This window comes from Pelorhabdus rhamnosifermentans (assembly GCF_018835585.1).
Classification (GTDB): Bacteria; Bacillota; Negativicutes; order UMGS1260; family UMGS1260; genus Pelorhabdus; species Pelorhabdus rhamnosifermentans.
In genome coordinates this window covers 86,557-111,561 of sequence record NZ_JAHGVE010000012.1, presented here as the reverse complement: position 1 = coordinate 111,561, position 25,005 = coordinate 86,557, and the positions used below count along the sequence as shown (strand labels likewise).

Below are 25,005 nucleotides of genomic sequence, written 5' to 3'. Positions count from 1 at the left end.
TGAAAGTGAAATCCTATACAGCAAATTCCATGCAAGAAGCCATGGTCCAAGTAAAGAGCGAACTTGGACGAGATGCAGTTATTCTTCATACGCGTCGTTTTCGTATGGGGGGGTTTTTAGGTTTTTTTTCGAAAGAAAAAGTAGAAGTTACGGCTGCTGTTGATTCAGCGGATTTAAAGAAAGTAGTAAAAAAGACGCCTGCTCTTCTAACTGAGCAAGCTGAGGATGCGAGAATGTTACCGCTTCAAGCGGAGCTAACGAATATGCATAAAATGCTCGAAGCGGTTTTAACTAAATTGCCTGATGGAGAGGGGCAAGCATCGCCTTTTTTACAACTTTTATTGAGAAATGATGTAGCGTTACCCATTGCAAACAGCTTGTTAAAGGAGATTAGTGGAACGCAGTTTACAGCTAAATCGGATGCAGCATTGACTAGGCACTTGCTTCATGAACGTATTGCTCATTATTTTAGTAATATTGAAGGGATTCAAATTGATTCTGCAAGCTGTCGGACCGTTGCATTAATTGGTCCAACGGGTGTGGGAAAAACAACCACAATTGCCAAAATTGCTGCTGATTTTACCTTAAAGCAAGGTAGTAAAGTGGCATTGATCACAGCGGATACATACCGAATTGCTGCTGTTGAACAATTAAAGACCTATGCAGATATTATTGGAGTACCTCTCGATATTGTTTATTCAGCTGAAGAGCTTAAGCAGGCAATTGATCGTCACCAAGATAAAGATTTAATTCTTGTTGATACAGCGGGACGTAGTCCAGGAAATCTGTCTCATTTAACTGAATTACAAGCGTTGCTTGCTGTGGATCCGGCCATTGAAACTTACCTTGTGTTAAGTATGACAACAAAATATCAAGATGCCTTGGATATAGTCGAAAAATTTTCAGTATGTACACCGCAAAAGTTATTATTTACAAAAGCGGATGAATCCACGAATATTGGTACGCTATTTAATTTAATTTATCGTTTTCCCATGACGTTGTCTTATATTGCTACGGGCCAAGATGTGCCTGATGATATTGAATTGGCAAATACTGATAAATTGACAAATCTTTTATTAAAGGAATAGGCGATGAAAGATCAAGCAGAAAAGCTTCGCCAAATGGCTCAGAAGCTATTTATACCAACTCCACTATCTTCGAATGGCAGAATTATTAAAACTTCTGTTCGTTCTAAGCCTCATGTTATTACGGTCACAAGTGGAAAAGGTGGTGTGGGGAAAACTAATTTTACGGTGAATCTTGCTTTGGCTCTTGCTGAATGTGGTAAAAAGGTTCTTGTAATTGATGCTGATTTAGGAATGGGCAATGTAGACATTGTTCTGGGTTGTTCAGCTCCTTATAATATGATGCATTTATTGGAAGATAATTTGGAGATTACTGACATTATGATTAATGGTCCTCGTGGGATAAAGTTTCTATCAGGTGGTTCAGGAATTCATGAACTTGCAAATTTATCCCAGGAAAATCTCGGTAAAATTATAAAAAAAATGCTTCTTGTTGATGATTGGGCCGATGTAATTTTAGTTGATACAGGTGCCGGTATTAGTCATAATGTCATTAATTTTGTTATGGCAGCAGATGAAGTTATTATTATTACTACACCAGAACCAACAGCAATTACGGATGCTTATGCAATTATGAAAACATTTGTAAGATGTCACGGTACAGCACCATTAAAACTTGTCGTTAATCGAGTTGTGGATGATGATGAAGGGCAAGGGGTAGTACAGAAATTAGTTTATGTAGCATTGCATTTTTTGCATTTATCGATTGATAAGTTGGGATTTGTTTATGAAGATCGCTGTGTTATGCAAGCTGTCAAAAAACAAGTTCCATTATTGATATCATTTCCTCATTCTATATCATCACATTGCATGAACCAAATAGCCCATAAAATAATTTATGGAGAAAAAATTACTCCTTCGAAAGGAATCAAAGAATTTTTTTCGAAGCTTTTAAATAAGGTGATGTAGTATTTTAGACAGAGGAGGAATTAATATTAGTTCTGAAATTATTCAAGTTAATCAACGCATAGATATTATTGTTGTAGGTAACGAACAGAATAATTATTACCATAGTCGCGTCGAAGAAATCAATGAAAATTTTATGATGCTTGCAATGCCGATGGATCATTCTGTACCGGTTATTTTGTCTCCTGATACACCATTTTATGGTAGCTTTGTTAAGGACAATGGTCGTTATCAGTTTAAAAGTGTCTATAAGGCTAAAAAAATTAGGCCCATTCCCATTTGGATTACTACATTGCCGGTAGATATAAAGAGAGTTCAGCTACGGTCTTTTGTTAGGTTAGCTGTTAATTTACCGCTGTCACTAAAAATATTAGCGGATGACATTGAGAATGAAGTAGTGCAAGATGTTGTTACTCATGATATTAGTGGCGGTGGTCTTTCCATCCTATCTAATACTCCCATTCCCATCGATACAAAAGTAGAGTTAGCGATTAACTTAGGTGAACAGGTTAATATTTGTAGTTCTGGTATTGTTGTTCGTTTAGAAAAACGACCTTCTGATTTGGAGTTCTATTTAATTAGTATCCAGTTTCTTGATTTAATTGAGCGGGAACGCAGTAAAATAATTAAATTTATTTTTAAAAAACAAGTGGAACGTAAGTCCAAAGGATTTTAACAAATGGTGGGATAATAATGATAAGGGTATTAATTGTGGATGATTCAGCTTTTATGCGCAAATTGTTAACGGATCAATTTGTCGGGCAGTCTGACTTTACTGTTATCGATACAGCACGCAATGGAAAGGATGCTATCGATAAAGTGAAAAGATTAAAACCCGATTTAGTTACAATGGATGTTGAGATGCCTAGTATGGACGGTTTAGAGGCTTTAGAGAAAATTATGCAGGATACGCCGGTTCCCGTCGTGATGATTAGCAGTTTGACTCATGCGGGTGCTGAGTCCACTATTCGCGCTCTTCAATTAGGGGCTGTTGATTTTATTACCAAGACAGTTGGCCCTGTTTCAAGTATTTCAGGTATTCAGTCTGAGATGCTTGATAAATGTCGGGCAGCTGTGAAGGCAAATGTTGTGCAGTTGAAAAAGCGCCTCATATCATCGCAACAGGAAAGTAAGGTTTTACTTTCATCTAGGACAAATGCCATTGATGAAAAAATTGTTGCTATTGGTACATCGACTGGCGGACCCAGGGCTTTACAGGAAGTATTAACGCGCTTGCCAGGTTCACTCTCAAGTGGAATTGTTATAGTTCAACATATGCCGCCTGGATTTACGCGCTCACTAGCTGAACGTCTGAATTCCTTATCCGCTTTAACTGTCAAGGAAGCAGAAAATAATGACGTTGTACGTCATGGGTTAGTGCTGATTGCACCAGGCAATTTTCATATGACGCTAGAAAGACAACAAAATAAAACAATCGTAAAACTCAACCAGAACCCACCTATTGGTGGTCTTCGACCTGCTGTCGATCCTATGATGGAAAGTGTTGCAAATCTTTACAAGCAAAAAGCTGTTGGCGTCATCTTAACAGGCATGGGACGTGATGGTTCTATCGGTATTTCTGCCATCAAAAAGTATAATGGCATTACGATTGCTGAAGATCAAAGTACAGCAGTTGTTTATGGTATGCCGAAAGCTGCTGTTGAATTAGGTGTTATTGATCATGTCGTACCCTTACAAGCGATTGCTGATCAAATCGTTAAATCAGTAACAAAATAACCGGAGGTGTAGAAGATGGATATGAACCAATATATGGGGATGTTTTTAGAAGAATCCCGTGAACATCTGCAGAGTCTTAACCAAAGTCTCCTAGAACTTGAAAGCGATCCGAGTGCATTAGCTGTGCTTGATGAAATTTTTCGTAGTGCCCATACAATCAAGGGGATGTCTGCAACAATGGGGTTTACCCAGATTGCTGAACTGACGCACGAGATGGAAAATGTGCTTGATTTATTGCGTAAATCAGTATTAAAAGCGGATCCTAATATTATTGATTTATTGTTTAAATGTGTTGATACTTTAGAGCAACTTGTCGAAAGTGTAGCGAATGAAACTGAGCTTACCATTGATGTTAATCCACTTGTTGAGAAACTTCGTCAAGTTGCAAATAATGGCGGGGCTGCTGTTACGGCTACTCCCCAATCTACTCATGAAAATACAGCGGCGGCTCAGGATCAAAGTCCGGAATCGTGTTCTCAAGTTGAGCTAAGTGATACAGAGATTCAGGTGGTAAAGGCTGCACATGATCAAGGGTTACTTGCTTTTGAAGTAAAGGTTGAGTTGCGTGAAAATTGTGTTTTGAAATCAGCACGGGCCTATATGGTTATGAGCGCCCTAGAAGAGCTTGGCGAGGTTTTTAAATCCATTCCTGCTGCGGAAGATCTGGAACAGGAAAACTTTGAATTTTCTTTTCAAGTTTTCTTAGTGACATCAGCAGAAGAAGATAAAGTCCAACAGACCATCATGAATATATCCGAAATTGAAGCAGTAACAGTAATTCCTTGTAAAGTACCCGTTGCTGAGCAAAAAACAGATCAGCCTAATCCCAAGAAAGAAGTAACACCCGCCGGAAAACCTGATAAGTTAGTTGAGCATCATGTTGAGAAAAAAATAAAAAGTGGTCAGTCTGTACGTGTCGATATTGATAAATTAGATAGTTTGCTCAATCTTGTTGGTGAACTTGTTATTAATAAAACACGCTTAGAACAAATTGGTCTAACACATAAATTAACTGATTTAGTTGAGACGATGGAACAAATGGATCGCGTAACAACGGATTTACAAAATGTTGTGATGAAAGTTCGTATGGTTCCAGTTGGACAAGTCTTTAATCGTTTTCCCCGCATGGTACGGGATCTATCACATGAATTAAATAAAGAAATTAATTTAATTATTCAGGGCGAGGAAACAGAGTTAGATCGTACAGTCATTGATGAAATTGGCGATCCCCTCGTTCATTTATTGCGTAATGCCATCGATCATGGTGTGGAGCATCCTGAAGAGCGTCAAGCAAATGGTAAGGATCCTGTTGGTGAAGTGCGGCTCATTGCCCGTCATGAGGGAAATAACGTGATTATTATGGTAACAGATGATGGGAAGGGCATTAATCCTGAGATTATTAAAGCGAAGTGTGTGGAAAAGGGTTTGATTACTCAAGCTGAAGCCGATAAAATGGACGCGAATGAGGCTGTTCGTATGGTATTTTATCCGGGCTTTTCAACTTCAAAAGTCGTTACAGATGTTTCTGGACGTGGTGTTGGTATGGATGTCGTCAAAACAAAAATTGAGTCTTTAGGCGGCAGAGTAGATGTCGAGACCAAGGTGAATGAAGGGAGTATATTTAAGATTCGTTTGCCATTGACTCTTGCTATTATTCAGGCATTACTTGTTAATATCTGTGATGAAATTTATGCTATTCCCTTAGGCTCGATTGATAGTACTATTAATATTACACCAGGTGACATTAAGACCATTCAGAATCAAGAGGTTATTTTACTGCGTGGCCAAATTATACCCATTGTTCGTCTAGGTAAAGTGCTTGCCATACCCGAAAAGGCGAATACAGAAGAGCCTGAGGAATTATTTGTCGTGATTGTCCATATGGGTGATCATCGTGCTGGTATTATTGTGGATACGCTTATTGGACAACAAGAGATTGTCATTAAGTCTCTTGGTAAGCTATTGGCAGGCATTAAAGTGATTGCAGGTGCTACGATACTTGGAAATGGTCAAGTTGCGCTTATTTTAGATGTAGGTTCATTAATGCAATAAAGGAGGGAATTCGATATGGAAGAAGAAATTAGGACTCAAACGGAAATTCAATTAGTGGCTTTCAAACTTGGTCGTGAAGAATATGGTATTAGTATTCTTCAGGTTCAGGAAATTAAACGGATGACCGATATTACTCGTGTGCCCTATACACCTGATTATATTCGTGGTGTAATGAATTTGCGCGGGAGTGTATTGCCTGTATTGGATTTAAAGAAACGCCTGGGGTTAGAGTCGAATGAAATAACAGATGATACAAGGATTGTGATTGTTAAGGTAGATGATTTAAGTGTTGGACTTATTGTTGACGCCGTATCCGAAGTCATGACAATTGCTCAGGAAAATATTGAAAATTCTCAAACCGTTGTTACGAGTGTTGCAGCTAATTATTTAGATGGTGTAGGAAAGTTGGAAAATCGTCTGCTTATTTTACTAAATTTAGAAGCCATTATTGGCATTAACCAAGAAACAGCAAAAGTCGGTTGATGAAATACCGGATGCAATGGGGTGAAAACGTTTGTGTGAAGAAATATTAAATCTTTCAGTACTACAATTGGATGCATTACGTGAAATAGGCAATGTTGGAGCTGGCAATGCTGCTACAGCCTTATCACAGATTATTAATCGAAAGATTGATATGACTGTTCCGAAAGTTTCTATTTTACCTTTAGGCGATGTTCCAGATGTAGTAGGAGGACCTGATGCCATGGTTGCTGGTGTGTATTTACGGGTTTATGGTCCGGCGCCAGGCAGTATCCTATTTTTAATGCCTCGTGAGAGTGCCTTCTATCTTGTTGATATGCTGATGGGGCGGGAACAAGGTTTTACGACTTCTCTAAATTCGATGGATGAGTCAGCATTGATGGAGATTGGTAATATATTAGCAGGTGCTTATCTTAATTCTCTGTCTTTTTTTACAAAATTGACACTTTTGCCCTCAATCCCAGCGTTAGCAATGGATATGGCAGGTGCTATTTTAAGTGTTATCTTAAGTCAGATTGGTACAATGGGGGACCATGCCCTTGTTATTGAGACGGAATTTACTACCGAATTTGAGGGTGTTAAAGGCCATTTTTTCTTAATTCCTGATCCAGGATCTTTAAGTATCATTCTTTCAGCAATAGGGGTGAAAGAATAATGGCTGAATTAATTAAGGTCGGAATGGCTGATTACAAAATTGGTAGCAATCCGGCAAGTATTATCAGCTATGGACTGGGATCGTGTGTTGGGATTGCTTTGTTTGATCCTGTAACGAAAGTGGGCGGATTAGCTCACATTATGTTGCCAGATAGTACACAGGCTCGTTCGGCAGAAAATCCTGCGAAATTTGCTGATACAGCTATTCCAAAAATGCTTGATGATATGCTTCGCGCGGGTGCTGTTCGAACTAGGATAACGGCAAAAATTGCCGGCGGTGCTCAAATGTTTAAATTTGCAAATGCAACGGATATTATGCGAGTGGGTGAACGTAATGCTGAATCCGTCAAAAATGTCTTAAAAAAATTAGGTCTGCAGTTACTTGCTGAAGATACGGGAGGTAATTACGGCCGAACGGTTGAATTAAAATTAGAGTCTGGTTTATATCGTATCAAAACAATTGATAAAGGTGAAAAAGAACTATAGAAAGGGGACAGGGGATGGTTAAGATAAAGATCATAATAGCCTTTACTTTTGCCATGATAGCCTGTGTTCTTACTATTTTCAGTGCACTAGCAGAACATGCGAGGCTCATGACGATCTTGTATAGGATGGGTGTATCGATGTTCCTTGTTGGAGTGCTCGGCTATATAGCTGCAAATTTTATGCAGCCGTATATTGAACAAAAACTGATCGAGCAAAAGCCTGAAGGACAAAAAACTGATATTTCCCAAACCCCTCTCAACGATAGCGATGAGGGATCACAAGCAAAGCAAGATGCCCAATTTAGCCCTTTAACTGCCGAAAAATTAGATCGTATTACAACTGCAAAATAGTGAGGTAGAAAGGGATGGGAGGGCATGACGCTAGTAGATGAAATGATTAACACGGATATATCTGGATTATGGAATAAGTATCAAGAATGCAAAACAGTGGAGCTACGTGATAAGCTAATTATTCATTATTTGCAAATGGTTAAAATAGTGGCTAGTCGGCTGGCTATTGGGTTACCACATTATGTTGATAAAGATGATTTAATGAGTAATGGATTTTTTGGTTTGATTGACGCAATTGAACGCTATGATATTCAGCGTGGTGTGAAGTTTGAAACTTACGCAGCCGTCAGAATTCGCGGTGCTATTCTTGATGCCCTGCGTGCACAAGATTGGATACCCATGACTGTTAGACAAAAGGCACGTCACTATGAACAAGTTTTAGCTAAACTCGAAAACAAACTTGGTCATTCGGCTACAGATCAGGAAATTATCGCTGAACTCGGTCTATCAATGGATCAGTATAATCATCTTTTAGCACAGCTTCATGCAACAACAACTGTTCCATTGGAAGATTTTATTAAAACGGAAACTCCATCAAATAAGCTATTTAATCCTGCGCAGGCAGTGGAAGAAGCGGATATAAAGACTTCATTAGCTAAAAGTATTGACCGTCTTCCGGAAAAAGAACGGCTTGTCGTTAGCTTATATTATTATGAAGAACTGACTTTAAAAGAAATCAGTATGATTATGAGCTTATCAGAAGCCCGAATTTCCCAACTACATACGAAAGCTATTTTTCGAATGCGTGGAGCCTTATCCGGCTTGAAATCCAGTTTACTTTAGTTAGTCTGGAAGGAGATTTGGTTATGTCTGATCAAACGATTTCAGTTAATACGAATGAAAAAGAGCAACAAAAGGAAAGTCCTGTTGTACAGGTACAGGAAACAACAGGAAGTATTGAAGCGAAAGTGACGGCAGGAGTTTCTGCTAAAGCAACAGAAGCTCCTGCTGAGGATAGCAAAAATCCGCCTGTGCCACCTGATCCGGAAATTACGATTCTTGTTTCTCGTGATCGCATGGAAGCGGTTCTTGCCATAAAAAAGCCGCCAAAATGTCGACCTGTATTAATTGATGAAGTTTTTGAAAAAATTGCCTCGGCTGGGGTTGTTTATGGTGTTGATCATAATGCCGTAGAGCAAGCCGTAAAAAGATCGGATAGTCAAACGTTATGTGCTAGAGGAACGGAAGCTCAACATGGGACAAATGCTTTTATTACTTTGACTTTTAATAGAGATGATAAAGGACGTCCAGTTCAGCGTGATAACGGAACAGTTGATTTTAAAAACCTAAATTTGTTTACAACAGTCAATCAGGATGATTTATTAGCTGAGAAAACATCTGCTACTGCGGGAACACCGGGGATGGATGTGCTGGGACATGAACTTCCCGCCAAACCTGGCAAGGATGTTATACTGCCAGCAGGGAAAAATGTTTATATTGAAGAAAATAAAATTTTTTCTGGTCTTACGGGACAGGTGCTTTATCAGAATAATAAAGTACAGGTTATTCCTGTTATTGAAATAAAGGGGGATGTCGACCTTTCAACGGGAAATATTGATTTCCCCGGTAGTGTCATTGTTCATGGCTCTGTTCAAGCAGGTTTTACTGTTAAGGCAGGAGGAGACATTGAAATTAATGGTACCTTAAGTGGTGGAGTTGTTGAAGGAAAAAATATTATTGTTCGTATGGGTATTCAAGGAATGAACCGTGGTTATATTAAGGCTGTTGAAAATGTTGTCGCGAAGTTTATTGAAAATGCTACGATTTTTGCGGGTAATGAAGTAATTGTGAGTGATGTTATTTTACATAGTCGTGTCAGTGCAGGGAAAAAAGTGCTTGTAGAGGGACGAAAAGGGCTCATTGCTGGGGGCATGATTTCTGCAGGTGAAGAAATTCGTGCCAAAGTTGTTGGGTCGCAACTCGCTAGCAATACGGATTTAGAGGTTGGAGTAAATCCATTACTTCGTGAAGAAAGGCAGCAATTGAAGCGTGAAATAAGCAAAGTACAAACAAGTTTAGATCAGGCCAAAAAAGGTCTGAATATTCTTCGTTCCATGAATGCAGAAACAATGCCGATGGATAAGCGAGAGATGATGTTAAAGCTTACTAAGGCGCAATTTCAGCTTATGGGACAAGAAGAAACAATGAAAAAACGCATGGTAGAAATTGAGGATATGCTGATAGAAATGCGTTATGGGAAAATAAGGATTTCTGAAGTTGTTTTTCCGGGAGCAAAAATAGTTGTGGGTTCTCTCATGAAACCTATTCGGGAAGAGTTGAAATATGTATCGTTTTTCGAAGAAGAGGGTGAAATTAAAGTAGGAGCCTATAACTAAAGTTTATTTTAGGTGGTGACGGCTATGAATATACATCCTATGGATATGCAGGTCCTTATTCCTCGAACAACAGATGTAGGTAAGACACAGCAACTGGCTAATCAGCAAGTGCTTACAGATCAGCAGGTATTTGGCGAGCAATTGAAAGAACGTGTTGAACAGCGTGAGCATCAGGTTCAACACCTTCCGCAGGCAGAAGGCGGAAAAATTACGTTAAATCAAGATAAAAATAAGCAGCAGCCACGTAAGGACAGCCAAAATTCTATGAAACAGGAAACGACCAAGGATGAACAAGATTGTGAAGTTGTTTTAAATCGGGCATCAACAAGTGATCCTGTTCGAGGTCGTTCTATTGATATTAGTATGTGATATTTCATGATTGAGGTGTCTTTTTATGTTAACAACAGTGATGGTTAGCCTCACGTTTTTGCTTGTCTGTGGTTTGTTCGTTTATTCCAAGCAGGGTATGTTAAGAAAATTATTTACAAATCAGATGTTTCAACCAGCCAGTGAATTGCAAAATCAGTTTGAAATGACTGCAGATAGAGTCATCTTAAATTTAGAGAGCCATATTACTCATTTAGAGGATTTACTTGAACAGGCAGATGAACGAATCGAAATACTTGATAGCAAATTGCTAAAGGTAAATCAGGAGCAAATTTTAAATTTAGAAAGCCATATTACTCACTTAGAAGATTTACTTGAACAGGCGGATGAACGAATTGAAATACTTGATGGCAAATTGCCGAAGATAGAAAAGAAGCAATTGGATCGACAAGAAATTGAATCATCTGTTTCCATGCCAACAAAACAGTCTGCTCATCTTCCTTATGGCATTACTCAGTACAATCGGCAGAAGAACAGTTGGCTTGATACAACGGAAAATAACAATCAAAATACTAACCTTCCTGATCAAGAGGGGTTAGGTTCGTCAATGAATCAACAACGCTCTGTTATCATGGCCATGTTCAAACAAGGGTATAAGGACAGGGAAATTGCGAAAGCAACTGGATTGGGGCAAGGTGAGATTGCACTTTTTCTCCAATTACATAACAAAAATTAGCGATTATTTATTCAATTAAAGAAAAAGTCTACTTTTTGCTTGTATATAGCGAGTAGTTATGATATACTCTATTTCGGTATAATTCACACGCATTTCAATGATACTGGCTGTGCCGATAGGTTCCAGTAACAGATGCGAAATGCGGCGGATAATAAACAGGAGGTGTTTTACTATGTCAGTAATTTCGATGAAACAATTACTCGAGGCAGGTGTCCATTTTGGACATCAAACAAGAAGATGGAACCCGAAGATGGCTCCTTATATTTTTACGGAGCGCAATGGTATTTACATTATTGACTTGCAAAAAACAGTCAAAAGAGTGGAAGATGCCTATAATTTCGTTCGTTCTTTAGCTAGTGAAGGGAAAACTTTACTTTTTGTTGGAACGAAGAAACAAGCGCAAGAAGCTGTAAAGGATGAAGCATTGCGCTGCGAAATGTATTATGTGAATGAAAGATGGCTCGGTGGTATGCTTACAAACTTCCAAACCATTCAAAAAAGGATTGGTCGTTTACGTGAATTAGAAAAAATGGAAGAAGACGGTACATTTGATGTATTGTCTAAAAAAGAAGTCATTACGCTTCGTCATGAAATGGAAAGACTGCAGAAGTTTCTTGGCGGCATTAAAGATATGCATAAATTACCTGGTGCTCTCTTTGTTATTGATCCTCGAAAAGAACGGATCGCCATTGCTGAAGCACGTAAATTAGGTATTCCTATTGTTGCTATTGTTGATACAAACTGTGACCCTGATGAAATTGACCATGTTATCCCTGGTAATGATGATGCTATTCGTGCTGTCAAATTGTTAACAGGTAAGATGGCTGATGCTATTTTAGAAGGTAAACAAGGCGAACAGTTAGCTGCAGCTGAATAATTATAAAGACATAGGAAAAGGTAAGGGGGACAGATATTTCTCTGTGCTCCTTACCTTTAATAATAAATAGGAGGAACATTTATGATTACAGCACAAAGTGTAAAAGAATTGCGCGAACGTACAGGCGCAGGAATGATGGACTGTAAAAAAGCCTTGACAGCTACGGAGGGCGATATTGATCAAGCAGTTGATTTTTTACGCGAAAAAGGTTTAGCGGCAGCCGCTAAAAAAGCCAATCGTATTGCTGCTGAAGGTGTTGTGCAAGCATACATACATGGTGGTGGACGCATTGGTGTTTTGTTAGAACTTAATTGTGAAACGGATTTTGTTGCTAAGACAGATGATTTCAAAGCATTAGCAAAAGATATTGCTATGCAAGTAGCAGCGAATAATCCTTTGTTTGTTAGTCGTGATCAAGTTCCCGATGAACTTGTAGAACATGAAAAAGAAGTTTTGAGAGTACAGGCACTTAACGAAGGAAAGCCAGAAAAAATTGTTGAGAAAATGATTGTTGGCCGTATTGATAAATTTTATAAAGAAATTTGCTTGATGGAACAGCCGTTTATTAAGGATCCTGATCAAACGGTTACGGAGCTTATTAATGGTACGATTGCGAAAATTGGTGAGAACGTGTCTATTCGCCGGTTTACTCGTTTTCAGCTTGGGGAAGGTATCGAAAAGAAATCGAATGATTTTGCCGCTGAAGTTATGGCTGCTGTTAAACAATAACTCATAGAGAACACACTTGTGTTCTCTTATTTTCTAAAAACGTGTATGAATATTAAGAGCGGGGTGTTTTTTTTGGAACAATCAATTTATAAACGGGTTGTGCTAAAAATAAGTGGAGAGGCTATGGCAGGCAATGTCGGCTATGGAATTGATCCATTGACAGTAGATGCCATCGCCCGTGAAGTGAAAAAATCAAGAGAAACAGGCGTGCAAATTGCCATGGTTGTCGGGGGCGGAAATATTTGGCGCGGTCTTGCCGGCAGTGCTAAAGGCATGGATCGGGCAACAGCCGATTATATGGGGATGCTTGCTACGATTATGAATTCACTCGCTCTGCAAGATGCCCTTGAACAGTATGACGTAGATACGAGGGTTCAAACAGCTATTGAAATGAGGCAAATTGCTGAACCTTATATTCGTCGTCGAGCTATTCGTCACTTGGAAAAAGGGCGAGTTGTTATTTTTGCAGCAGGCACGGGAAACCCTTATTTTTCAACAGATACGACAGCCGCCCTCAGGGCTGCTGAAATTGAAGCTGATGTGATTTTGATGGCGAAAAAGAATGCCGATGGTGTTTATGACTGTGATCCGCGTAATAATCCGAATGCCAAGAAATTTAAAGAACTAGACTACATTGAAGTATTGCAGCGTGGTCTGGCTGTAATGGATTCTACAGCTACTTCACTTTGTATGGACAATAAAATTCCCATGATCGTATTTAGTATTGATGAACCAGGCAATATTTTGAAGGCTGTGCTAGGGAAGGATATTGGCACAATTGTGGGAGGGAATAAAAATTGAGTAGTCATGAAATATATACAACCCATGAAGAGAAGATGAAAAAGGCATTAGAAGCTTTGCGTAAGGAACTAGCAACCTTTCGGGCAGGACGGGCAACACCGTCTATTTTGGATAAAGTAACTGTTGATTACTATGGTACGCCGACTCCCATTAACCAGGTTGCGAATGTTTCTGTACCTGAACCACGGATGATTGTGATTCAGCCGTGGGAAAAAACCATGTTAGCTCAAATTGAAAAGGCCATTTTAAAGTCTGATTTAGGACTTATGCCGAATAGTGATGGTGTTATTATTCGTCTTTCTATTCCTCAGTTGACGCAAGAACGTCGTACAGAGCTTGTCAAAATGCTTCATAAGAAAGCGGAAGAAGGACGGGTGGGGATTCGAAATATTCGTCGCGATGCCAATGAACAGCTTAAAAAGTTGGAAAAAGATCGAATTCTTTCGGAAGATGAGCTTAAAAAGGACCAAGAAGCGATGCAAAAATTAACGGATAAATATATTAAGGAAATTGATCAAGCTGCTACAAACAAAGAAAAAGAAATTATGGAAGTCTAAGTTAGCTATGTTGAATGTTACGGGTTATTCTTTGGCTGAAGCTTCTTCCATATTACATAACCATGCTATTGTCTGCGAAATTGTGGAAACTGTACCGCCAAACTGTCGAGCGGAGCTTCAAAAAGACTGTTGGTATGTATTGCGCCAGAATTTTGTAAAGCCAACTATTTGTCAGCTTGTTGTTGCGGCTAAGATTCGCCCTGCTTATTGTTGATGTTGACAACAGCAGTACCTCTGTGGCGGTTTGCCCAAGGGTGCTATTGTAGCTCCTAAACCCCCTCAACAGAGGGGGTTTTCTGTGTAAGTTTAATAGTTTAATAGTGTCTGGAGGTCTCGGTGTGTTAAATTGGTTTTCGAAAAAAAGCTCTGCTGAAGTAGCACCAGAACTGGTTTCTCTTATGGAAAAATTAAATCTAGATAAACTTCCTCGCCACGTTGCGCTTATTATGGATGGTAATGGTCGCTGGGCACAAAAAAAAGGATTGCCAAGGTCTTTTGGACATAAAGCAGGTGCTGAAAAACTTAAAACAATTGTGCGGTTTGCTTCTGACATTGGGATTAGCGCTATCACAGCCTATGCTTTTTCAACGGAAAATTGGAAAAGACCACAAAATGAAGTGGATATATTAATGAGTTTATTTTCTAGTTACTTGACTAACGAAGTAGAAGAATTACATCAAAATCAAGTACGTATTATGTTTAGTGGCGATTTATCACGGTTAGCCAAACCGCTAGAGCAAAAAATGCTTGATGCTGCCCAATATACCCGTAATAATCAGGGACTCACGTTAAATCTTGCCGTAAATTATGGGGGACGCGCAGAACTTGTACGAGCTTTTCGATCACTTGCTGACAAAATAGCCACAGGTGAACTGAAGAGTGATGATATTGGGGAAGATATCATTACGGAATATCTCTATACCGCTTCATTGCCTGATCCGGAATTATTAATCCGTCCGAGTGGCGATTTGCGCTTAAGTAATTTCTTGCTTTGGCAGACGGCTTATACCGAATTATGGTTTACTCCTTTGAATTGGCCTGATTTTACACCACAAGTTTTAGTACAAGCACTACTAGATTTTCAAGCAAGAGATAGACGGTTTGGTGGACTGAAAAAATAAAGTGGGTGTCAACATGCTTGGAAAGCGAATTATTACCGCTCTCATCGGGATGGCTTATACTGTATATGTTATTAATTTTGGTCAATGGCTCTATGCTCTGACAATCACTTTCGTTGCCATGGTGGCATGGCATGAATTTCAACGGATGGTTGCTCAGCAAAATATCCATTGTATTTATTGGCTTGGTATGACAAGTGTTTTATTAGTTTGTTCTACAGCCTGGTTAGGGAATAGCTATGAGGCTCTAGCGATTTTAGTCGGGATGATTTTAATTGCGCTTACGCAATGCATTATTTTTAGACCAGACTGTCAAATTACGGATGCTGCGTTTACTGTTTTGGGAGTTTGTTATATTGGAGTACTCTTTTCCCACCTCATTTTACTTAGATTTTATGAGTCCACGTTCGGTTTGTCCACAACAATGGATCAAGGAACAGCTTATTTATGGATTGCATTCCTTGGAACGTGGGCAAGTGATACCTTTGCTTTTTTTGTTGGTTCAACGTTTGGAAAGCATAAGCTGTGTCCACTCATTAGTCCTGGCAAAACAATTGAAGGATCATTAGGCGGAATGTTTGGTAGTCTACTTGCTGTAGCTTGTTTTGGTTGGTTTATTCATTTAGAATGGATTCATGTTGTAGTACTTGGGCTAATTGTTGGGGTTATGGCACCAGTGGGTGATCTTGTAGAATCCGCAATAAAACGATTTGCGAAAGTCAAAGATTCTGGCACCTTATTACCAGGGCACGGCGGTGTACTTGACAGGTTCGATAGTTTATTATTTGTTGTTCCTGCCGTGTATTATTATGTGTTTGTCTTGCTAGACTAAAGGAGTAATTATGCAGACTATTGCTATTTTAGGAAGTACGGGATCAATTGGTACACAAACATGTGACGTTATTTTTCATCATCAAGACTTATTTAAAGTATCGGCACTGGCCGCATTAAAAAATGATGAATTACTTGAGAAACAAATTCGCCTTCTTCAGCCTCGGATGGCTGTTCTTGTTGATGAACAAGCAGCCAGGAGGCTTCGCAGGCGTTATAGCGGTCCGACAAAGATATTGAGTGGACCTGAAGGATTAATTGTTGCAGCAACAGAAGGGGAGACACAGACAGTTGTGACTTCTCTTGTGGGGTTTGCCGGTCTTCGGCCCACAATTGCAGCTATTCGCGCGGGTAAAAATATTGCTTTAGCGAATAAAGAAACCCTTGTTGCAGCCGGAGAAATTGTGACAAAGTTAGTTGCACAGTATCATGTGAGGTTACTCCCTGTCGATAGTGAGCATAGTGCTATTTTTCAATGTTTGCAGGCAATTCAGAGACCCGAGTTGCATAAACTATATTTGACTGCATCAGGCGGACCTTTTCGGGACCTTACAGCCCAAGAGCTTTCACAAGTTACTTTAGAGCAGTGTCTGAAGCATCCTACATGGTCCATGGGACCGAAGATTACCATCGATTCTTCCACACTAGCCAATAAGGGTTTGGAAGTGATTGAGGCTCATTATTTATTCGATGTGTCTTATGAAAACATTACCGTTGTCATTCATCCACAAAGTATTGTTCATTCTATGATTCAAACGGTAGATGGTTCAGTGATTGCGCAGCTTGGGCAGCCGGATATGCGTCTTCCTATTCAATATGCTCTTTCTTATCCGGCGCGACTAGCAGGCAGTTATCCTGTGCTAGATTTTAAAGACATGATGTCACTGAGTTTTTCAGCGCCTGATATGGTGCGTTTTCCAGCACTAAAACTCGCCTATGACGTAGGCAAACTCGGCGGTACTTTTCCTTGCGTTTATAACGCTGCCAATGAAACGGCTGTAACGGCTTTTATGCATCAGCAAATTTCTTATCAGGATATTGCCTGCATTATTGAGCAAGTCGTCAGAAAACATACATATGCAGCCGATAGTTTGTCCATTGATGAGATTTTTGCTGCCGATGAATGGGCTCGTATTTTCGCGGCTGAACGAATCAGCCTTATTTCCGGTAAGTAATTTTTATAAGGTGGTGAGCACTTGTTATCAACAACGATCATTGCAACTGTCTTTGTTTTTGGGTTGTTAGTTTTTTTTCATGAACTCGGGCATTTTATGACAGCCAAATGGACAGGAATGCGCGTCGATGAATTTGCTATTGGTTTTGGCCCCAAAATTGCTTCTTATCGCAAGGGCGAAACACTTTATTCGTGGCGTCTCATTCCCCTCGGCGGTTTTAATAAGATTGCTGGGATGGATCCTGATGAGAAGCAAGATGAACGATCTTTTCAATCTAAGCCGTTAGCATCGAGAATTCTCGTGATTATTGCTGGCTCAATGATGAATTTTATTTTACCTATTGTGTTGTTTATGATCGTCTTTTTAGCTTCTGGTGTGGATGAAGCTTCGACACAGCCTGTCCTTGGAACGCTGCTCCCGAATCGTCCGGCAGCAACTTCGGGGTTTAACGAAGGGGACCGCATAGTTAGTATTAATGGTCAGTCTATTGAATCTTGGAAACAGTTTGTTGCCATTATTCAAGCAAGTGCCAATCAAACGCTGGATATTACAATTGAGCGAGATGGGCAGACTCAGATTAAAACGCTTGTTCCCGAATTTGATGCCAAGGCCAATCGTGCTGTCGTGGGCGTCATGCCGATTATTCATCATCATGTAGCAGGAGTTTTTGAGGCGATAGTCTTAGCAGGCAAGCAAACTTATTTTGTTGCAGGGGCCATGCTGACAGGTATTGCACAAATGATTACAGGTCAGGTTGCAGCTGAAGTGGCGGGTCCGATTGGTGTTGCTCAGCTGACGGGACAGGTAGCTCAGATGGGACTGATTCCGCTGTTACAATTTGCAGCTTTTTTAAGCATTAATTTAGGGCTGATTAATCTGTTCCCTGTACCTGTGTTAGATGGGGGTCATGTTGTTACTCTGTTAGTAGAAGGATTGCGTGGCAAACCGTTAAGTCATAGGAGCACCTATCTTGTACAAATGATTGGCATGGCACTGCTTCTTATGTTAATGATCTTTGCGACAATGAAGGATATTGTGCGGTTGAATCTATTTTAATCTGATAAGAGTGAAGTGAGCGAATTGGAACGAAAAAACACCCGTAAAATTAAAATTGGCAATGTCTTTGTTGGTGGCAATGCCCCCATTTCTGTTCAATCAATGACAAACACGAAAACACATGACATTTGTGCTACGACAGAGCAAATTAAGGAACTTGTGGATGCAGGTTGTGATATTGTTCGTCTAGCGATTCCAGATGAACAGGCCGCACAGGCTATTGAACAGATTAAAGTTCAGACGGATATTCCCTTAATTGCTGATATTCACTTTGATTATCGGTTGGCTCTCATGGTTATAGAGCGAGGGATTGATGCTTTGCGCATCAATCCGGGTAATATTGGCGGCAAAGAAAATGTTCAAGCTGTTGTTAAGGCAGCTAAAAAACAACAAATACCCATTCGGATCGGTGTGAATGCTGGATCATTAGATAAAAAGTTTTTAGCTAAGTATGGCGGACATCCAACAGCAGAGGCTCTTGTGGCCAGTGCTATGGAGCATGTTCGTTTGTTAGAGCAGGAAGATTTTTTTGATATTAAAATTTCTCTCAAGGCCCATGATGTATCCTTGACGATTGCTGCCTATCGGCTTATGTCACAAACAGTCAATTATCCACTGCACTTAGGTATTACAGAGGCTGGCACTTATCATTCGGGTGTGGTTAAATCAGCTGTGGGGATTGGCACGTTGCTAGCCGAAGGAATTGGTGATACTCTTCGCGTATCACTTACAGGAAATCCTGTTCATGAAGTCAAGGTAGGCAATGAAATCTTAAAGTCCCTAGGGCTTAAAGAATATGGGCCAACACTTATTTCTTGTCCGACCTGTGGGCGTTGTAACATTGATTTAGCCTCGATTGCATCGCAAGTAGAGGCACGGCTTGCTGAAATAAAAGTACCCCTTACAGTGGCTGTCATGGGTTGCGTTGTCAATGGACCCGGGGAGGCCAAAGAAGCAGATGTTGGTATCGCAGGTGGCAAGGGTGAAGGTCTTGTGTTTCGCAAGGGCGAAATTGTACGTAAAGTAGCAGAAGATCAGCTTGTTGCCGCTTTGTTTGAAGAAATTAACCATCAGATAGAAAAGTAGGAGGATTACACATGCGCGCATCACAACTTTATGCACCAACACTGAGGGAATCGCCAGCTGAAGCGGAAATTATTAGTCATAAATTAATGTTTCGTGCCGGTATGATTCGTAAAGCGGCTGGTGGCGTTTATACCTATTTGCCGTTAGCACTAAGGGTACTAAAAAAAATTGAAAATATTATTCGTCAAGAAATGGATGCTGCAGGTGGCCAGGAATTATTAATGCCTATTATGCAGCCAGCAGAACTTTGGAAAGAAAGCGGCCGCTGGGATGTATACGGCGATGAAATGTTTCGCCTAAAAGACAGGCATGAGCGGGATTTTTGTTTGGGACCTACGCACGAAGAAATGATTACAACTCTCATTCGTTCAGAAGTTCGGTCGTATCGTCAATTACCGCTTCTGTTGTATCAAATTCAAAACAAATATCGTGATGAGCGTCGTCCACGCTTTGGATTGATGCGTGGTCGCGAATTTATTATGAAAGATTTGTATTCTTTTGATCGTGATGAAGCAGGACTTCAAGAAAGTTATCAAAAAATGTATGATGCTTATAATCGTATTTTTAGTCGTTGCGGACTCAAGTTTCGGCCTGTAGAGGCCGATTCGGGGCAGATTGGTGGAAGTGGCTCTCATGAATTTATGGCTTTGGCTGATTCAGGCGAAGCTGCCGTTGTTTTTTGTTCCAAATGTGATTATGCAGCCAATGTGGAAAAGGCCGAACTTGCGCCCATTATGGCCCCGCAGGAAGAGTTATTACCCCTTGAGTCCATTCATACGCCTGGAACGAAGACAATTGAAGAAGTTTGCCAGTTTCTACATGTGCCACAGGAAAAAACTATTAAAAGTCTTGTTTATCAGACTGAAAAAGGTCTCGTCATGGCACTTGTTCGTGGCGATCATGCTGTCAATGAAGTGAAAGTACAAAATGCTTTGAGGTGTTTGGAACTGCAATTGGCTGATGAAAGAATGATTGAAGAAAAGATTCAGAGTGTCGCTGGGTTTATTGGACCGATTGGCATTCAGTCTGTAAAAGTGATTGCTGATCCTTCTGTCATGAATATGGTCAATGCTATTTGCGGCGCTAATGAACAGGACAAGCATTACAAAAATGTTAATCCTAAGCGGGATTTTACACCGGATGTTATGAAGGATATCCGTTTGATTGCAGAGGGTGATCCTTGTCCTCACTGCGGGGCATCTGTTCAAACAGCGCGCGGAATTGAAGTTGGGCAGGTGTTTAAGCTTTATACCAAGTACAGCGAATCTCTTGGTGCTACTTATTTAGATGAAAACGGCAAGGATAAACCTTTTGTTATGGGCTGTTATGGGATTGGCGTCAGCCGCACACTTGCTTCAGCTATAGAGCAGCAACATGATGAAAATGGTATTATCTGGCCTGTAGCTATTGCACCTTACCATGCCGTTGTCATTCCTGTTAATGCCAAAGATTCCGCGCAGTTAGAACTTGCTACAATAGTTTATCATACGCTGAATCAAGCAGGTATTGAAACGGTTTTGGATGATCGCAAAGAACGACCGGGTGTAAAATTCAAGGATGCTGATCTGATTGGTTATCCCTTAAAAATCACGATTGGACCCAAAACGATGAGCGAAGGTCAAATTGAGGTTAAAGTCCGTAAGACTGGGGAGCAGTTTTTCTTTCCTATGGCTGATTATGTTGCCGAAGTTCAGCAACTATTACGGTGACAATGACGTTTTTTTATGTCAAATAAGCTTTGTCAAAAAAACAGCGTAGATTTTATGCGCTGTTTTTTTCCGATTGAAGATATTGTACCCTTTGTCAGATGTGGTACAATAGAAAGATGAATAGAATTGGGAGCGAAGCGCATGTATAGCTATTGTGTTATTCCGGCTCAGGATCACTGTAAAGAATTTTTTGCTTTTGTTGATCATCTCGAGGCTTCGGTTCATGATAAAGAACTGTTTCGCAGTAGTAAAATCGAAAAGGTAGAAGTCGATACAGTGAAAGGTGGCTGGGAAGTTTTATTATCTGTCAAACAAACCTTGCCAGGTGAGCTGATTCAGCAGGCCCAGTCTTATTTGGCTTCACACTGCGGCTTAAACTACGTAAAGTTTATTGTTGTTTCAGGAAGTTTGGCAGACTATCTTAAGGTGAATTGGCAAAATTTTATTGAACAAGTCGTCAAACAAGACAGCGGGCTTAAGCATTTGCTGATCAAAGCGAAATGGACCTGCTCCGTCGAGACTCTTGCCATCGAGATTTTTGGACAGACAGCCGTTTATATGCTTGAAAAGTATGGCATTGCACAACGTATGGAGCAGTTAATTTTCAAGCAATTTGGCCATAAAATAGCTGTAGACTTTATTTGTCTGGAAGAAACAGCTCCAGTAGCAGCTGGTAACGATGATTTTATGACAACTGAATATTTAGAGGCTTTAGAAGAACATCTGACAGAGCAGCACGACAAAGTTCAGGAGAGTCCGGTTATTTTCGGGAAAAATTTTCGTGATGAACCGGTACCTATTCATAGCATACAGGAAGAACAACGTCATATTGCTTTTGAGGGAGTGCTCGTACAATTCGAATTGAAAGAATTGCGTTCCGGTCGATTTTTATTGACCTTTGATTTGTCAGATGAAACAGATGGTATCAGCGGTAAGGCCTTTTTTGATAATAAGGAACAGTTTGATAAGGTGTCAATTGCCTTGAAGAAAGGTATGATGATTCGAGTCAAAGGAACCGTGCAATATGACAAATATGCTTTAGAACTTGTCATGTTTGCTGACAGTATTTGCCGTGGGCATGCTAAAGCGCAGCGCAAAGATGAGGCTAAGAATAAGCGCATTGAACTTCATGCTCATACTAAAATGAGTACTTTAGATGGTGTGGCAGCAACAAAAAGCCTGATCCAAACAGCCGCAGATTGGGGCCACACGGCGATTGCTATTACGGATCATGGTGTTGTACAAGCTTTTCCAGAGGCGCAAGACGTTGCCGAAAAAGCGGGGATCAAAATCATCTATGGTATGGAAGGTTATTTGTGCGAAGAAGACATTACTAAGTCTCATCACGTCATTATTTTGGCAAAAAACTTGATTGGACTGCGCAATCTTTATCGCATTGTATCCTTATCACATTTGAAATATCTTTATCGGCGGCCACGTGTTCCGCGTCAAATTCTTATAGAACATCGCGAAGGATTGCTCATTGGCTCAGCTTGTGAGGCGGGGGAATTGATTCGCGCCATTGTTGCAGGTGCTTCTGAAGAAGACTTGCTTAAAATAGCCGCTTTTTACGATTACCTTGAAATTCAGCCGATTTTAAATAATGAATTTTTGGTCAGGCAAGGTCTTGTACCTGATGATGAAGGATTGCGTCAAATCAATAGAACGGTTTACAAATTGGGTGAAATTTTAGGCAAAAAGGTTGTTGCTACAGGCGATGTGCATTTTTTGCATCCTGAAGATGCCATTTACCGTGAAATTTTAATGAGTGGTCAAGGCTTTCGGGATGCCAACCAACAGCCGCCCTTATATTTGCATACGACAGATGAAATGCTCGCTGAATTTGATTACCTTGGCAAGGAAAAGGCTTATGAAGTCGTTGTTACGAATCCTCAATTTATTAGTGACATGGTGGAACATTTTAAGCCAATTCCAGATGAACTCTATTCACCGCAGATACCCGGGGCAGAAGAAGCCATTGAAAGCATGTCTTATAGTAAGGCCAAGGCTCTTTATGGCGACCCACTGCCTGAAATTGTGGCTGAGCGTTTGAAAACAGAATTGGATTCTATTATTAACCATGGCTTTGCTGTACTCTATTTGATTGCCCATAAACTTGTAAAAAAATCGCTTGACGACGGCTATCTTGTTGGCTCGCGGGGATCTGTTGGCTCCTCTTTTGTTGCTCATATGACAGATATTACGGAGGTAAATTCGCTGCCACCTCATTATTTATGCCCGATATGCAAGCATAGTGAATTTATTACTGATGGATCTTATGGCAGCGGATTTGACCTTCCTGATAAAGATTGCCCTCACTGCTTAAAACCTATGGTAAAAAACGGTCACGACATTCCTTTTGCTGTTTTCATGGGATTCCATGGTGATAAGGTTCCTGATATTGATCTTAATTTTTCCGGTGATTATCAGCCTGTAGCTCATAAATATACAGAAGAACTGTTTGGTAAAGATAATGTATTTCGTGCCGGCACAATTGCTACTATTGCTGATAAAACAGCTTATGGTTTTGTTAAAAATTATTTTAATGATCGTGGTGAAACGGTGCGCAATGCCCGTATTAATTATCTTATTGCTGGTTGTACAGGCGTTAAACGAACAACAGGACAACATCCGGGCGGTATCATGGTTGTACCGCGCGATATGGATATTCACCATTTTTCACCTATTCAGTATCCGGCAGATGATAAAAAATCGTTAACAATTACGACACATTTTGATTATCATTCTATTAGTAGCCGTCTCGTTAAACTTGATATTCTCGGTCATGATGATCCGACGGTGATTCGGATGCTCGAAGATTTGACAGGAATTGACGCTAAGACCATTCCTTTTGATGATGCTGAGACAATGAGTCTATTTTCTTCTACAGAGGCGTTAAAGGTGAAGTCATCTGATCTTGGCAGCACAGTGGGCACCTATGGCATTCCTGAGTTTGGCACGAAATTTGTCAGACAGATGCTAGACGATACAAAACCGCAAAAGTTTAGTGAACTTGTACGTATCAGTGGATTTTCTCATGGTACGGATGTATGGCTAAATAATGCCCAGGAATTGATTCGCTCGGGCACAGCCCAGGTATCTGAAACCATTTCGGCTCGCGATGATATTATGATGTACTTAATTCATAAAGGCGTTGACCCGTCGGATTCGTTTAAAATTATGGAAAGTGTCCGAAAGGGCAAGGGCGTGAAACCCGATGCAGTGGAAAAAATGCAAGCTAAACAAGTCCCTGCCTGGTATATTGAATCGTGTCAAAAAATTAAATATATGTTTCCACGTGCCCATGCTGTGGCTTATGTCATGATGGCTTATCGCATTGCTTATTGCAAAGTGCACTACCCCCTCGCTTATTATGCTTCTTATTTTACGGTTCGTGCCGCTGAATTTGATGCCGAACTTGTGGCTTCAGGGCTGGTTGCTGTACGTAAAAAACTCAATGAGTTTGAACAAAAAGGGAACACTTTGTCAGTGAAAGAGAAAAGCATGCAAACCATTCTTGAAATTGTCCTCGAAATGTATTTGCGTGGTTTTAAGGTCCATAAAGTGGATTTATATCACTCAGCTGCCTCGAAATTTACCATTACTGAAGATGGACTTTTGCCGCCTCTTGCAGGACTGCAAGGCTTAGGGACGAATGCGGCCATCAATATCGTGAAAGCACGTACAGAAAGGGCTTTTTCATCTATTGAAGATTTACGTAATCGTAGTCATATTTCTAAAACAATTATCGAAATTCTACGTGAGCATGGTTGTCTTGAGGGGATGTCAGAGACTGATCAAATGATGTTGTTTGCCTAAAGCTCCTTTTTTCACTGTTTCTTCAGTTGTAAAATGAATATTCTCATGCTATACTGTATATAGTATGTAATTATTGTGTTTTCCAAGAGAGTGGGCCT

25 protein-coding genes are annotated in these 25,005 nt (G+C 40.2%); all 25 read left to right on the top strand.

The window, feature by feature from the left end:
- The first annotated feature begins 5 nt into the window (after positions 1-5).
- The 25 genes from flhF (at position 6) to Ga0466249_RS15010 (ending at position 24,907) form a co-directional block, all read left to right on the top strand.
- Positions 6-1,088, top strand: coding sequence for a flagellar biosynthesis GTPase FlhF (gene flhF / locus Ga0466249_RS15130; protein WP_312889784.1), 1,083 nt, complete (start codon positions 6-8; stop codon positions 1,086-1,088).
- A gap of 3 nt (positions 1,089-1,091) precedes the next feature.
- Entirely contained in the window at positions 1,092-1,994 is a 903-nt protein-coding gene (locus Ga0466249_RS15125) for a MinD/ParA family protein (RefSeq protein ID WP_215830304.1), read from the top strand.
- Position 1,995: 1 nt separating this feature from the next.
- Positions 1,996-2,667, top strand: a complete 672-nt coding sequence (locus tag Ga0466249_RS27550) for a flagellar brake protein (protein ID WP_312889783.1) — start codon at positions 1,996-1,998, stop codon at positions 2,665-2,667.
- Between the two features lie 17 nt (positions 2,668-2,684).
- Complete coding sequence (locus tag Ga0466249_RS15115; protein WP_215830302.1) at positions 2,685-3,728, top strand: protein-glutamate methylesterase/protein-glutamine glutaminase; 1,044 nt, start codon at positions 2,685-2,687, stop codon at positions 3,726-3,728.
- A 15-nt stretch (positions 3,729-3,743) separates the two neighbouring features.
- Complete coding sequence (locus Ga0466249_RS15110; RefSeq protein ID WP_215830301.1) at positions 3,744-5,780, top strand: chemotaxis protein CheA; 2,037 nt, start codon at positions 3,744-3,746, stop codon at positions 5,778-5,780.
- Positions 5,781-5,795: 15 nt separating this feature from the next.
- Positions 5,796-6,263, top strand: a complete 468-nt coding sequence (locus tag Ga0466249_RS15105; protein WP_215830300.1) for a chemotaxis protein CheW — start codon at positions 5,796-5,798, stop codon at positions 6,261-6,263.
- Between the two features lie 31 nt (positions 6,264-6,294).
- The gene (locus Ga0466249_RS15100; RefSeq protein WP_215830299.1) at positions 6,295-6,915 is read left to right on the top strand and encodes a chemotaxis protein CheC; all 621 of its coding nucleotides are present in this window, start codon (positions 6,295-6,297) and stop codon (positions 6,913-6,915) included.
- Positions 6,915-7,400 (top strand): chemotaxis protein CheD, encoded by a 486-nt coding sequence (locus tag Ga0466249_RS15095; RefSeq protein WP_215830298.1) that lies wholly within the window; start codon positions 6,915-6,917, stop codon positions 7,398-7,400. The genes Ga0466249_RS15100 and Ga0466249_RS15095 overlap by 1 nt, the downstream gene beginning before the upstream one ends.
- 14 nt (positions 7,401-7,414) lie before the next feature.
- A complete protein-coding gene (locus tag Ga0466249_RS15090; protein WP_215830297.1) occupies positions 7,415-7,750 on the top strand; it encodes a hypothetical protein in 336 nt (111 codons plus the stop codon).
- 24 nt (positions 7,751-7,774) lie between these two features.
- Positions 7,775-8,533 carry a FliA/WhiG family RNA polymerase sigma factor gene (locus tag Ga0466249_RS15085; protein ID WP_215830296.1) on the top strand — a complete coding sequence of 253 codons (759 nt, stop codon included), beginning with the start codon at positions 7,775-7,777 and terminating at the stop codon, positions 8,531-8,533.
- A 23-nt stretch (positions 8,534-8,556) separates the two neighbouring features.
- On the top strand, positions 8,557-10,086 hold the full coding sequence (locus Ga0466249_RS15080) for a flagellar assembly protein A (protein WP_215830295.1): 1,530 nt from the start codon (positions 8,557-8,559) through the stop codon (positions 10,084-10,086).
- Between the two features lie 24 nt (positions 10,087-10,110).
- On the top strand, positions 10,111-10,455 hold the full coding sequence (locus Ga0466249_RS15075; protein WP_215830294.1) for a hypothetical protein: 345 nt from the start codon (positions 10,111-10,113) through the stop codon (positions 10,453-10,455).
- A gap of 25 nt (positions 10,456-10,480) precedes the next feature.
- Entirely contained in the window at positions 10,481-11,149 is a 669-nt protein-coding gene (locus Ga0466249_RS15070; RefSeq protein ID WP_215830293.1) for a DUF6115 domain-containing protein, read from the top strand.
- A gap of 172 nt (positions 11,150-11,321) precedes the next feature.
- Entirely contained in the window at positions 11,322-12,026 is a 705-nt protein-coding gene (rpsB, locus tag Ga0466249_RS15065; protein ID WP_215830292.1) for a 30S ribosomal protein S2, read from the top strand.
- Between the two features lie 81 nt (positions 12,027-12,107).
- Positions 12,108-12,755: a translation elongation factor Ts gene (tsf, locus tag Ga0466249_RS15060; protein WP_215830291.1), complete on the top strand. Its 648-nt coding sequence runs from the start codon at positions 12,108-12,110 to the stop codon at positions 12,753-12,755.
- A 72-nt stretch (positions 12,756-12,827) separates the two neighbouring features.
- A complete protein-coding gene (pyrH, locus tag Ga0466249_RS15055) occupies positions 12,828-13,556 on the top strand; it encodes a UMP kinase (protein WP_215830290.1) in 729 nt (242 codons plus the stop codon).
- 35 nt (positions 13,557-13,591) lie between these two features.
- Positions 13,592-14,113: a ribosome recycling factor gene (frr, locus tag Ga0466249_RS15050; protein ID WP_215830347.1), complete on the top strand. Its 522-nt coding sequence runs from the start codon at positions 13,592-13,594 to the stop codon at positions 14,111-14,113.
- A gap of 7 nt (positions 14,114-14,120) precedes the next feature.
- Entirely contained in the window at positions 14,121-14,327 is a 207-nt protein-coding gene (locus Ga0466249_RS15045; protein ID WP_215830289.1) for a hypothetical protein, read from the top strand.
- A 184-nt stretch (positions 14,328-14,511) separates the two neighbouring features.
- A complete protein-coding gene (gene uppS, locus Ga0466249_RS15040) occupies positions 14,512-15,234 on the top strand; it encodes an undecaprenyl pyrophosphate synthase (protein ID WP_215830346.1) in 723 nt (240 codons plus the stop codon).
- A gap of 13 nt (positions 15,235-15,247) precedes the next feature.
- Positions 15,248-16,063, top strand: coding sequence for a phosphatidate cytidylyltransferase (locus Ga0466249_RS15035; protein ID WP_215830288.1), 816 nt, complete (start codon positions 15,248-15,250; stop codon positions 16,061-16,063).
- A 10-nt stretch (positions 16,064-16,073) separates the two neighbouring features.
- Positions 16,074-17,237, top strand: a complete 1,164-nt coding sequence (locus Ga0466249_RS15030) for a 1-deoxy-D-xylulose-5-phosphate reductoisomerase (protein ID WP_215830287.1) — start codon at positions 16,074-16,076, stop codon at positions 17,235-17,237.
- A 21-nt stretch (positions 17,238-17,258) separates the two neighbouring features.
- Entirely contained in the window at positions 17,259-18,293 is a 1,035-nt protein-coding gene (gene rseP / locus Ga0466249_RS15025; protein WP_215830286.1) for an RIP metalloprotease RseP, read from the top strand.
- A gap of 24 nt (positions 18,294-18,317) precedes the next feature.
- Complete coding sequence (gene ispG, locus Ga0466249_RS15020) at positions 18,318-19,379, top strand: flavodoxin-dependent (E)-4-hydroxy-3-methylbut-2-enyl-diphosphate synthase (protein WP_246588758.1); 1,062 nt, start codon at positions 18,318-18,320, stop codon at positions 19,377-19,379.
- Between the two features lie 11 nt (positions 19,380-19,390).
- Positions 19,391-21,088, top strand: coding sequence for a proline--tRNA ligase (locus Ga0466249_RS15015; protein WP_215830284.1), 1,698 nt, complete (start codon positions 19,391-19,393; stop codon positions 21,086-21,088).
- Positions 21,089-21,229: 141 nt separating this feature from the next.
- Positions 21,230-24,907: a PolC-type DNA polymerase III gene (locus Ga0466249_RS15010; RefSeq protein WP_215830283.1), complete on the top strand. Its 3,678-nt coding sequence runs from the start codon at positions 21,230-21,232 to the stop codon at positions 24,905-24,907.
- The last annotated feature ends 98 nt before the right edge of the window (positions 24,908-25,005 follow it).

What these genes read in the sequence shown, in the direction of transcription:
- Ga0466249_RS15125 (WP_215830304.1), top strand. Translation starts at nt 1,092, where the DNA reads ATGAAAGATCAAGCAGAAAAGCTTCGCCAAATGGCTCAGAAGCTATTT.
- Ga0466249_RS15115 (WP_215830302.1), top strand. Translation starts at nt 2,685, where the DNA reads ATGATAAGGGTATTAATTGTGGATGATTCAGCTTTTATGCGCAAATTG.
- Ga0466249_RS15110 (WP_215830301.1), top strand. Translation starts at nt 3,744, where the DNA reads ATGGATATGAACCAATATATGGGGATGTTTTTAGAAGAATCCCGTGAA.
- Ga0466249_RS15105 (WP_215830300.1), top strand. Translation starts at nt 5,796, where the DNA reads ATGGAAGAAGAAATTAGGACTCAAACGGAAATTCAATTAGTGGCTTTC.
- Ga0466249_RS15095 (WP_215830298.1), top strand. Translation starts at nt 6,915, where the DNA reads ATGGCTGAATTAATTAAGGTCGGAATGGCTGATTACAAAATTGGTAGC.
- Ga0466249_RS15090 (WP_215830297.1), top strand. Translation starts at nt 7,415, where the DNA reads ATGGTTAAGATAAAGATCATAATAGCCTTTACTTTTGCCATGATAGCC.
- Ga0466249_RS15085 (WP_215830296.1), top strand. Translation starts at nt 7,775, where the DNA reads ATGACGCTAGTAGATGAAATGATTAACACGGATATATCTGGATTATGG.
- Ga0466249_RS15080 (WP_215830295.1), top strand. Translation starts at nt 8,557, where the DNA reads ATGTCTGATCAAACGATTTCAGTTAATACGAATGAAAAAGAGCAACAA.
- Ga0466249_RS15075 (WP_215830294.1), top strand. Translation starts at nt 10,111, where the DNA reads ATGAATATACATCCTATGGATATGCAGGTCCTTATTCCTCGAACAACA.
- Ga0466249_RS15070 (WP_215830293.1), top strand. Translation starts at nt 10,481, where the DNA reads ATGTTAACAACAGTGATGGTTAGCCTCACGTTTTTGCTTGTCTGTGGT.
- rpsB (WP_215830292.1), top strand. Translation starts at nt 11,322, where the DNA reads ATGTCAGTAATTTCGATGAAACAATTACTCGAGGCAGGTGTCCATTTT.
- tsf (WP_215830291.1), top strand. Translation starts at nt 12,108, where the DNA reads ATGATTACAGCACAAAGTGTAAAAGAATTGCGCGAACGTACAGGCGCA.
- frr (WP_215830347.1), top strand. Translation starts at nt 13,592, where the DNA reads ATGAAAAAGGCATTAGAAGCTTTGCGTAAGGAACTAGCAACCTTTCGG.
- Ga0466249_RS15045 (WP_215830289.1), top strand. Translation starts at nt 14,121, where the DNA reads ATGTTGAATGTTACGGGTTATTCTTTGGCTGAAGCTTCTTCCATATTA.
- uppS (WP_215830346.1), top strand. Translation starts at nt 14,512, where the DNA reads ATGGAAAAATTAAATCTAGATAAACTTCCTCGCCACGTTGCGCTTATT.
- Ga0466249_RS15035 (WP_215830288.1), top strand. Translation starts at nt 15,248, where the DNA reads ATGCTTGGAAAGCGAATTATTACCGCTCTCATCGGGATGGCTTATACT.
- Ga0466249_RS15030 (WP_215830287.1), top strand. Translation starts at nt 16,074, where the DNA reads ATGCAGACTATTGCTATTTTAGGAAGTACGGGATCAATTGGTACACAA.
- Ga0466249_RS15015 (WP_215830284.1), top strand. Translation starts at nt 19,391, where the DNA reads ATGCGCGCATCACAACTTTATGCACCAACACTGAGGGAATCGCCAGCT.
- Ga0466249_RS15010 (WP_215830283.1), top strand. Translation starts at nt 21,230, where the DNA reads ATGTATAGCTATTGTGTTATTCCGGCTCAGGATCACTGTAAAGAATTT.